7 protein-coding genes are annotated in these 10674 nt (G+C 62.2%); 2 read left to right on the forward strand and 5 right to left on the reverse strand.

The features are described from left to right. The first annotated feature begins 11 nt into the window (after positions 1–11). Complete coding sequence (locus G5A07_RS03980) at positions 12–1814, forward strand: site-specific DNA-methyltransferase (RefSeq protein ID WP_262405824.1); 1803 nt, start codon at positions 12–14, stop codon at positions 1812–1814. Then, on the forward strand, positions 1814–4549 hold the full coding sequence (locus tag G5A07_RS03985) for a DEAD/DEAH box helicase family protein (RefSeq protein WP_191862877.1): 2736 nt from the start codon (positions 1814–1816) through the stop codon (positions 4547–4549). Before G5A07_RS03980 ends, G5A07_RS03985 begins: the two co-directional genes overlap by 1 nt. A 173-nt stretch (positions 4550–4722) precedes the next feature. Here G5A07_RS03985 and G5A07_RS03990 read toward each other — a convergent pair whose 3' ends face one another. The 5 genes from G5A07_RS03990 to folD all read right to left on the reverse strand — a co-directional run bounded on the left by G5A07_RS03990 (position 4723) and on the right by folD (position 10565). Continuing rightward, positions 4723–5664 (reverse strand): DUF5655 domain-containing protein, encoded by a 942-nt coding sequence (locus tag G5A07_RS03990; protein WP_191862878.1) that lies wholly within the window; start codon positions 5662–5664, stop codon positions 4723–4725. A 94-nt stretch (positions 5665–5758) separates the two neighbouring features. After that, complete coding sequence (guaA, locus tag G5A07_RS03995; RefSeq protein WP_019661318.1) at positions 5759–7324, reverse strand: glutamine-hydrolyzing GMP synthase; 1566 nt, start codon at positions 7322–7324, stop codon at positions 5759–5761. After that, positions 7321–7797: a hypothetical protein gene (locus G5A07_RS04000; protein ID WP_191862879.1), complete on the reverse strand. Its 477-nt coding sequence runs from the start codon at positions 7795–7797 to the stop codon at positions 7321–7323. The genes guaA and G5A07_RS04000 overlap by 4 nt, the downstream gene beginning before the upstream one ends. 107 nt (positions 7798–7904) lie before the next feature. Further along, the gene (gene guaB / locus G5A07_RS04005; protein WP_191862880.1) at positions 7905–9362 is read right to left on the reverse strand and encodes an IMP dehydrogenase; all 1458 of its coding nucleotides are present in this window, start codon (positions 9360–9362) and stop codon (positions 7905–7907) included. A gap of 327 nt (positions 9363–9689) precedes the next feature. Continuing rightward, positions 9690–10565, reverse strand: a complete 876-nt coding sequence (folD, locus tag G5A07_RS04010; RefSeq protein ID WP_191862881.1) for a bifunctional methylenetetrahydrofolate dehydrogenase/methenyltetrahydrofolate cyclohydrolase FolD — start codon at positions 10563–10565, stop codon at positions 9690–9692. Positions 10566–10674: the final 109 nt, after the last annotated feature.

Raw genomic sequence — 10674 nt, forward strand, 5'->3', positions numbered from 1 at the left:
GTGGCATGACCATGAGCAAACAAAAACTAGAACTCACCTGGATCGGGAAGGAGAAGCGGCCCAAGCTGGAGCCCCGCATCCTGCTTGAAGACTCCGCGAGGTCATATCACGCGACGCATCGCGTGTCGGACAACGACATCTTCGACAACCGGCTAATCTTCGGTGACAACCTGCTGGCACTGAAATCATTGGAGCAGCAGTTCTCCGGCCAAGTGAAGTGCGTCTATATCGACCCGCCCTTTAATACGCAACAGGCATTTGATTACTACGATGATGGATACGAGCACTCCATTTGGCTTGGACTCATTCGTGATCGTGCCGAATCGCTGCGGCGATTGCTGTCCGATGACGGAACGCTGTTTGTGCACATCGACGATAACGAACTCGGATACCTGATAGCGTTGTTGGACGAAGTGTTCGGGCGTGCGAATCGGGTTTCAGTGGTGACCTTCAAACAAGGATCAGCTACTGGCCACAAAGCGATCAATCCAGGCGTTGTGAGCACCACTAACTTCATTCTGATCTACGCAAAGAACAAATCGTTGTGGAGGCCCAATCGAGTCTTCACGGCCCGCGCTGAACGTGACAAGCGCTACGGGCAATTCATCGAAAACCCCCAAGAGCCCTTCTCTCGTTGGCGATTCATCACACTTGCCAGTGCGTTTGCAATGAGTATCGGCATGCCGGAACGCGGCCTCAAGAAGACCTTGGGGGATCTGTATGAGGAGCAGCTTTCCGAGTTTGTGATGAATAATGCGGAGCGCGTAGTTCGTCTCGCACGGCCAGACTACAAGGCCGTTAGCAGTGAAGCGAGAGAGATGATTGACAGATCGAAAGCTCGATCCGGCGAAGTCGTGCTGCTAGAACGCGAAGCTCATTCGAATATGTACTTCGTCAATGGCGAGCGAATCCTCTTCTATTCGGATAAGCTCAAAATCATTGACGGGAAGTACGTGGCTGGTGAGCCTTTGACAAGCCTATGGGATGACATTCTCTCCAACAATCTCCACAACGAAGGTGGGATCGAATTTCCAAAAGGGAAAAAGCCCGAGGGGCTTATCAAACGATGTCTTGATCTCGCGACCAAGCCTGGTGACATCGTTCTTGATTCTTTTGCTGGGTCTGGAACCACTGGGGCAGTCGCCCACAAAATGGGGCGCCGCTGGATCATGGTGGAGTTGGGCGAGCATTGTCACTCTCACGTAATTCCCCGCCTGAAGAAGGTGATCAATGGCGAAGACTCGGCAGGTGTCACTGCAGCGATGAACTGGAAAGGCGGCGGCGGCTTCCGATATTACCGCCTTGCCCCCAGCCTGATCGTCAACGACCGCTGGGGCAACCCGGTCATCAATCCGGAATACAACGCTGCGCAACTGGCTGAGGCGCTGGCCAAGCTGGAGGGCTTCACGTACGCACCGTCCGAAACGCATTGGTGGCAGCACGGCCACTCCAGCGAGCGCGATTTCATCTACGTCACCACGCAAAACTTGTCCGCAGAGCAGCTGCAAGCCCTGTCCGATGAAATCGGCCCGGAGCGGAGCCTGCTGGTGTGCTGCGCCGCTTTCCACGGAGTCACAGCGACCAGAGCGGAGGAGCGCTGGCCGAACCTGACGTTGAAGAAGATTCCGAAGATGGTGCTCGCCCGCTGCCACTGGGGCCGTGACGACTACAGCCTGAACGTGACCAACCTGCCGATCGCGGAGATTGAGAAGACCGAGCCTGCGGCGCCTGGCGACAGCGTCAAGAACACCAAGAGCAGGAAAGCGGCCCTCGCCAATGCGGGACAGGGCGGTCTGTTTGGGGAGAACGAATAATGAACGCCCGCGTCCTGCACGCCGTCACCGGTCGTCTGTCCCTTCGTCCGCCCCAGGCGGAATCGCTCATCAAGCTGGTTCGCGCACTCGATGCCGCGCCCGAACTCTTGGGCCATGAGCGTGATGTATCGGCGATTCTCTCCACGCTGAAGGCCGAGTTCAGCACGCTGGAAGACTTTGAGCGCGAGTTCCCGTCGCTGTGCTTTGCGCTTGCCACGGGCGTAGGCAAGACGCGCCTGATGGGAGCCTTCATCGCCTACCTGCATCTGGCGCACGGCATCAACAACTTCTTCGTGCTCGCTCCCAACCTGACGATCTACAACAAGCTCATCACGGACTTCACGCGCAACACGCCAAAGTACGTGTTCAAGGGGATCGCCGAATTCGCGCAGCAACCGCCGCTGATCATCACCGGCGACAACTACGACCAGACCGGCGCGGCGGTGGACGATCAACCGCAGGGCTTCGCCCACGACGTGCGCGTCAACATCTTCAACATCTCCAAGATCAACTCCGAGGTTCGCGGCGGCAAGGAGCCGCGCATCAAGCGGATGAAGGAAGTGCTGGGCGACAGCTACTTCAACCACCTAGCTAGTCTTTCTGACCTGGTGCTGCTGATGGACGAGTCGCACCGCTACCGGGCCAGCGCCGGCGTGCGCGCCATCAACGAACTCAAGCCGCTGTTCGGTCTGGAAGTGACGGCGACGCCGTTTGTCGAGTCCAGCCGTGGGCCAGTCCCGTTCAAGAACGTGGTGATGGACTATCCGCTAGCACGGGCGATGGAGGATGGCTTCGTCAAGGAGCCAGCCGTGGTCACCCAGCGCAACTTCGACGCCAAGGCTCACACGCCCGAGGAGATCGAGAAGACGAAGCTAGAAGACGGCGTGCGCCTGCACGAGACCACCAAGGTCGAGCTACTCACCTACGCCCGCGAGAACGGCGTCAAGCCGGTCAAGCCCTTCATGCTCGTCATCGCTCGCGATACCACACACGCGGGGCAGCTCTTGGCGCTTCTGGAGTCGGAAGCCTTCTACGAGGGGCGCTACCAGGGCAAGGTGATTCAGGTCGATTCCAGCCGCACCGGCGCGGAAGAAGAAGAGATGATCACACGCCTGCTAGCGGTGGAGAGCGTGGACGAGCCGACCGAGATCGTGATTCACGTCAACATGCTGAAGGAAGGCTGGGACGTAACCAACCTCTACACCATCGTGCCGCTGCGCGCCGCCAATGCCCGCACGTTGATCGAACAGTCCATTGGCCGCGGCCTGCGTCTGCCCTACGGCAAGCGCACGGGCGTCGCGTCCGTGGATCGCTTGAACATCGTCGCCCACGACAAGTTCCAGGAGATCATCGACGAGGCCAACCGCGGCGACTCGCCGATTCGCCTGAAGCAGGTCATCCTCGATGCGCCTAGCGCCAACGACAAGAAGGTCAGCGTGCAGATCGAGTCCGGGGCGGCGGCGCGTCTTGGTTTGACGGAAGCACCGGTCGTGATCACGGGGGTCTCAGCCACTGACAGTGGAGCGGAAATCCCCGCGCCCAAGCCGGTGTTCACCACCGAGGCGGAGAAGCAGGCCGCGCGCATGGTCATGGACGTCATCGGCAAGTACGAGGTCAGGCGCGATCTAGTGCCCACCAGCAGCGCGCTGCTGGACCCAGAGGTGCAGAAGGAAATCCTCGCGGAGGTGGCGGAACGGTTGAAGCCGCTGCAAGGCGAATTGCTGGCGGGCGTAGATGAATCAGTTCCCGCACTTGACTTGTCCGCCGTGGTGGCGAAGACCACCGAAATCGTGGTGCAGCAGACCATCGACATCCCGCGCATCGCGGTGGTGCCGACTGGCGAGGTCACGACGGGCTTCCACGCCTTCAAGCTGGACGTGAGCCAGCTCCACCTCCAGCCGGGTGAACGCGAGATCGTCATCCATAACTTGCGCACCAACGAGCAGGACACCCTGGCCGCCGAAGTTGGGCTCAAGGAGCAGCGCCCGGAGGACTACATCGTCCACGCGCTGGTGGACTTCGACGACATCGACTACTTCACCCATGCCGATCTGCTCTACGACCTCGCGGGCCAGATGGTGCAACACCTGCGCGGTTATCTGTCCGAGGACGAGGCCATCAGCGTCCTCGATCGTGATCGCCGCCTGATCGCGCGGGAAATTCACGCGCAGATGATGGCCCACTTCTGGGAGGAAGCGACCGAATACGTGGTGCAGGTCAGTCGCGGCTTTACCGAACTCAAGCCATGCAACTACACCGCCACCGGAGGCCAGACGGCCCACCACTTTCGAGAGACGGTTGGCGAGACCAGCCGCATCAAGCAGATGCTCTTCGGTGGCTTCGCGCGTTGTCTGTACCCGCTGCAGAAGTTCGACTCGGATACCGAACGGCGCTTTGCCATCATCCTGGAGCGCGACGCGACGAAGTGGTTCAAGCCTGCAAAGGGACAGTTTCAGATCTACTACAAGCTTGGCGCCGAACAACCAGAGTACATCCCCGATTTCGTCGCCGAGACGGACATCGCCATCCTCATGGTGGAGACCAAGGCTCGTGCTGACATCAACGCTGAAGAGGTTCAGGCCAAGACCGCAGCCGCCATGCAGTGGTGCAAGCACGCTTCCGATCATGCAGTGAGCATAGGCACCAAGCCTTGGAAGTATTTGCTGGTGCCCCATGACGAAGTCAATGAGTCGAAACGACTCACAGATTACCTACGCTTTGAGGTTAAAGCATAGACGGAACGCTACTGTCATCGCTATGAGCAGAAGTGGTTCCGGCCTTCGTGCCGAGAACCACCTCTGGCTAATCCCGCCAGCTCTACTCTTACCACTAGCACGATACCCCTTTTAAGGAAGGGGCTTCTCGCGCCTTCCCATTCCCCAAGGGTTATTGGCTACTCACGTACCACCTAGGCTCTGCCCTCATAGGCAGCAATGACAAATGGCTTGGCCCGCTCCAAATCATCGAGATTCGAGATCGCAACCTCCAAGTCTCCAGTACCCCAATGGCCGAACGTTCGGGCATCACGCATGTTGGGCGCTAAGTGAGCAATCGAATCGGGATCGATGTGCAAGAAGAGGAGCAAGCGACTCTTTTGCGGAACGACAGTTGCGAAGTTCTTAAGACGCTTGAATGCCATGTACAGCTTGAGCTCTTTGCGCTGAACGTCATCGCCAAGTGATCCGATGAAATCATCCAACGAGCCAATCAATCCGGCCATTTCAGGGCCATACAATGCCATCCACTCGGAATATGTCCTATCGCCAGTGGAACTGGAAGACCTTGGAGCATGGATGAACGGCACGTCCACTACTAGTTCGCGCGCCCTAGCCTTCCCGCGACCAGTAGTTGCGGTGTTGACCTGCTCAAACAACAGCAGATCATCTCCAAATCGCCTGTACCTAATGAGCTCCACACTCTGATTGATCTGCTGGACAGCGTGTGCGTCGAATTTTGTGAAATCCGCAGCAATGCAGACAACCCGCGGAGAACTCCAATCAATTTGCGAGGCAGCGGCAGTGCCCAGCGCATCCATTACTTGCAGCTTGAACTCGGCCTGATGATCCATCAACCAATCGAGGTAATAGAGCCCCTGGTTAATGACGTTCTCACCGATTGAGCGCTTGTACTCAATAATGACGGGGCTGTTGTTCTCATCCAGGCCCAAAGAATCAATGCGACCACCATGGGTCTTCCCGGTCACGTACTCAGTCGCAACAAACCGAATCCCAAGCATAGGCATCAAATTGGCCTCAATCAGCGTCTGGAGCGGCTTCTCCAGATCTGAAGCCCTTCCCTGCAGTTCAGTCGCTTTGCCGTCAACCAACCTGAAAAGCTTGATGTCACTCATTCCGCCCGATTCCCTTCAACTCTGTGCCTAGCGTACCGGCAAACAGCCCATCCCATACAACAAGGGCGCCTCTCGGCGCCCTCGTTCTTTCAACTCATTCCCACTCAATAGTCGCCGGCGGCTTCCCCGAGATGTCATAGACAACCCGCGACACCCCCCGCAACTCATTGATGATCCGGTTGCTCACCGTACCCAGGAACTCATACGGCAGATGCGCCCAATGCGCCGTCATGAAGTCGATCGTCTCCACGGCCCGCAGCGCAATCACCCACTCATAAGCGCGCGCATCGCCCACTACGCCCACCGACTTCACCGGCAGGAACACGGCAAACGCCTGGCTGGTCTTGTCGTACAGATCCGCCTTGCGCAGCTCATCAATGAAGATGGCATCGGCCTTGGCCAGCAGTTCGGCGTATTCGCGCTTCACTTCACCCAGAATGCGCACGCCCAGGCCCGGGCCCGGGAACGGATGGCGGTAGACCATGGTGCGCGGCAGGCCCAGCTCAACGCCCAGACGGCGCACTTCGTCCTTGAACAGCTCGCGCAGCGGCTCCACCAGGCCCAGCTTCATGTGCTCCGGCAGGCCGCCCACGTTGTGGTGGCTCTTGATCACATGCGCCTTGCCGGTCTTGCTGCCGGCCGACTCGATCACGTCCGGGTAAATGGTGCCCTGCGCCAGCCACTTGGCGTTCTTCAGCTTGCTCGACTCTTCGTCGAAGATCTCAACGAACAGGTTGCCGATGATCTTGCGCTTGGCTTCCGGGTCGCTCACGCCTTCCAGCGCGGCGAAGTAACGGTCGGCGGCATTCACGCGCACCACCTTCACGCCCATGTGCTCAGCGAACATCGCCATCACCTGGTCGCCTTCCTGCCAGCGCAGCAGGCCGGTATCCACGAACACGCAGGTCAGCTTCTCGCCGATGGCCTTGTGCAGCAGCGCAGCCACCACGGACGAGTCGACGCCGCCGGACAGGCCCAGGATCACTTCGTCATCGCCCACCTGTTCGCGCACGCGGGCGATCTGGTCATCGATGATGTTGGCGGCGGTCCACAGGGTCTGGCAGCCACACACGTCCACCACGAAGCGGCGCAGCAGCGCCTGCCCCTGCAGGGTGTGGGTCACTTCCGGGTGGAACTGCACGCCGTACCAGCGCTTTTCTTCGTTGGCCATGGCGGCCACCGGAATGCGGTCGGTGGTGGCGGTGATGGTGAAGCCCGGCGGCGCAACGGAGACGTGGTCGCCGTGGCTCATCCAGACATTCAGCTTCGGCTCGCCACCGTGGTCGCTCAAGCCCTTGAACAGCGCATCCGGGTTGATCACGTTCACTTCGGCGTGGCCGAATTCGCGCTGGTCCGCCGCTTCGGTGGCACCGCCCAGCTGCGCGGCCAGGGTCTGCATGCCGTAGCAGATGCCAAAGATCGGCAGGCCGCTGTCGAACACTTCCTGCGGCGCGGCCGGGGCACCCGGCAGCGTGGTCGATTCCGGGCCACCGGACAGGATGATGCCCTTGGCGCCAAACGCCGCGATCTCGGCCGGGTTGTGGTCCCACGCCCAGATTTCGCAGTAGACGCCCAGCTCGCGGATGCGGCGGGCGATCAGCTGCGTGTACTGCGCGCCGAAATCGAGGATGAGGATCTTGTCGTTATGGATGTTGGTCATGGTGCCGTTCCAGTGGTGTTTTTCGCAGCGCCCGGCGCTTCGAGGCTCTGCGTCAGCGTGGCGATGAACGCCTCGCGTTGTTGAATATGTGAGGGGTCTTCCTCGTCCCAGCGCAGCATCAGCAGGCCGTGCGGTGCGTTGGGGTTGGCGCGGTCAGCGCGCGGCAACTCGGCGATTTCCTGCACTTCGGTGCCGGGCACGATGCGCCGTTGCAGCGCCGCCATCGAGAAGCCCGACTCCGCAGCGCCCCAGGACGCCCACTGCACGCTCATCCGTGCGGGCTCCAGCGCGCCCAGTACCGGTGTCAGCACCGGATCATCCGGGCCATGCAGCAGCTCGGTAACGCACTGCAGCGTGACCTGCAGCGGACGCTCGCCAGTGCCTTTCAGCAGCCAGCGCTGTTCGCCTGCGGCCTGCATCTGCCAGCCCTTCGGCAGCGAGAACGCGTTCTGGCACACCTGTACGTCCTGCAATTGCGAAACCGCCGCGCCCGGAGACCCGGAGCGCGGCGGCGGTTCGGACAACGAACAGCCTGCCATCAGCAGGCTGCCCGTAATCGCAAGAGCAGTTCGCAAGCGCATCAGGCGCGGTAGTTCGGCGGCTCTTTGGTGATGGTCACGTCGTGGACGTGGCTCTCACGCTGGCCGGCGCCGCTGATCTTCACGAACTTGGGCTTGCTGCGCATGTCTTCGATGGTGGCGCAGCCCACGTAGCCCATGGTGGCGCGCAGGCCGCCCATCAGCTGGTGGATGATGCCGCCCACCGGGCCGCGGTACGGCACGCGGCCTTCGATGCCTTCCGGCACCAGCTTGTCGGCGGTGGCGGCGTCCTGGAAGTAGCGGTCCTTCGACCCCTTCTCCATGGCAGCCAGCGAACCCATGCCGCGGTAGCTCTTGTACGAACGGCCCTGGTACAGCTCGGTCTCGCCCGGCGATTCCTCGGTACCGGCCAGCAGGCCACCGACCATGATGGTCGAGGCACCGGCGGCCAGCGCCTTGCCGATGTCGCCCGAGTAGCGGATGCCACCGTCGGCGATCAGCGGGATGCGGTCCTGCAGCGCTTCGGCCACCAGGTCGATGGCGGTGACCTGCGGCACGCCGACGCCGGCGACGACGCGGGTGGTGCAGATCGAGCCCGGGCCGATGCCGACCTTGACTGCGTCCGCGCCGCTGTCCAGCAGCGCCAGTGCGGCTTCGCCGGTGCAGATGTTGCCACCGATGACCTGCACGTTCGGGAAGTTCTTCTTGACCCAGCTGACGCGGTCCAGCACGCCCTGCGAGTGGCCGTGCGCGGTATCGACCACGATCACGTCCACGCCGGCGGCGACCAGCGCTTCCACGCGGCGATCGGTATCGCCACCCACGCCGACGGCAGCGCCGACCAGCAGGCGGGTCGACAGATCCTTGGCAGCGTTCGGGAAGTCGGTGTTCTTCTGGATGTCCTTGACGGTGATCAGGCCACGCAGTTCGAACGAATCATTGACCACCAGCACCTTTTCGATGCGGTTGCGGTGCAGCAGCTGCAGCACTTCATCAGACGCGGCGCCTTCCTTGACCGTGATCAGGCGATCCTTCTTGGTCATGATGTGGCGGACCGGATCGTCCAGCTCGGTCTCGAAGCGCATGTCGCGGTGGGTCACGATGCCGGCCAGCTGGCCGTCGCTGCCCACCACCGGCACGCCGGAGATGTTGTGCGCCTGGGTCAGGGCCAGCACGTCGCGGATGGTGGTTTCCGGGCCGACGGTGATCGGGTCGCGGATGACACCGGCCTCGAACTTCTTGACCTTGGCCACTTCCGCGGCCTGCTGTTCCACGCTCAGGTTCTTGTGGATGATGCCCATGCCGCCCAGCTGTGCCATGGCGATGGCCAGGCGGGCTTCGGTGACGGTATCCATGGCTGCAGACAGGATCGGAAGCTTGAGCTTCAGGTCTCGGGTCAACCGCGTTTCGAGGTTGACGTCCTTGGGCAGGATGGTCGAGTGGGCGGGGACGAGCGAGACGTCGTCGTAAGTGAGTGCTTCAGCCTGGATGCGCAGCATCGGCATACCCGAGATGTGGGGAAGCGCGACATTTTACCCTGTTTTCGCGCCGCGTGGCAGGGGGTAGATGCGACGCAGTGTCGCGCGGGCGGCGATCGGTTCAGGGCGGCTTGGGTGGGTGCCAACCTTGGTTGGCACGATCCGTCCGGCACCGGCACCCCAGATGGGCCGATGGCCCCGATGGATGTGTGCCAACCAAGGTTGGCACCTACCAGGAGCGGGTCGGCGGGAATCGCGGGGCATCAATGCAACCCCGGTAGCGCCGGGCCATGCCCGGCGAGCGCAGCGGCGCCGCAAACATCCGCCGGGCATGGCCCGGCGCTACCCTCAGGAGGCTTCCGCCGCTTCCAGGGTGTTCTGCATCAACGTGGCCACGGTCATCGGGCCCACGCCACCCGGCACCGGGGTAATCCAGCTGGCCCGCTGGGCCGCCGCTTCAAACCCGACATCGCCCACCAGCCGGCCGTCATCCAGCCGGTTGATACCCACATCGATCACCACCGCGCCCGGCTTCACCCACTCGCCCGGCACGATGCCCGGGCGGCCTACCGCCACCACCAGGATGTCGGCGTTGCGCACGGCCTGTTCCAGCACGTCCTTGGGGGTGAACTTGTGGCAGCTGGTCACGGTGCAGCCGGCGATCAGCAGCTCCAGGCCCATCGGCCGGCCGACATGGTTGCTGACGCCCACGATGGTGGCGTTGCGGCCACGTACCGGCTGGTCGGTGTGGCCCAGCAGCGTGGTGATGCCGCGCGGGGTGCACGGGCGCAGGCCGAACTCGCGCAGGGCCAGGTGGCCGACGTTTTCCGGGTGGAAACCGTCCACGTCCTTGCGCGGGTCGATGCGCTGGATCAGCCGGCGCGCGTCGGGGATGCCCGGCAGCGGCAGCTGGATCAGGATGCCGTTGATCTTCGGATCGGCGTTGAGCTGGTCGATCAGGTCGAGCAGCTCGGCCTCGGTGGTACCGGCCGGCAGATCGTAGTCATGCGCCTCGATGCCGACCTTCTCGGCGGCACGGCGCTTGTTGCGCACGTACACGGTCGAGGCCGGGTCGCCACCGACCAGCACCACGGCCAGGCCTGGGCGGCTGCCGCCGGCGGCCACGCGGGCGTCGACGCGCACCTTCAGGCTGTCGAGCAGGTCCTCGGCGATACGGCGGCCATCAAGGATGCGGGCAGGATGCTGGGGGGCGGAATCGATCATCGGAGGCAGGCGTGGGGCGGCGGGGACGCTATTGTCCCCGATTCAGGCCCCCTCGCCCACCGCCAATCCGGGCGGCCGCTGCGCTCGCCGGGCATGGCCCGGCGCTACC

Origin of the sequence: Stenotrophomonas sp. AS012628 (assembly GCF_010608305.1) — a bacterium.
In the GTDB taxonomy this organism is placed as follows: domain Bacteria; phylum Pseudomonadota; class Gammaproteobacteria; order Xanthomonadales; family Xanthomonadaceae; genus Stenotrophomonas; species Stenotrophomonas geniculata.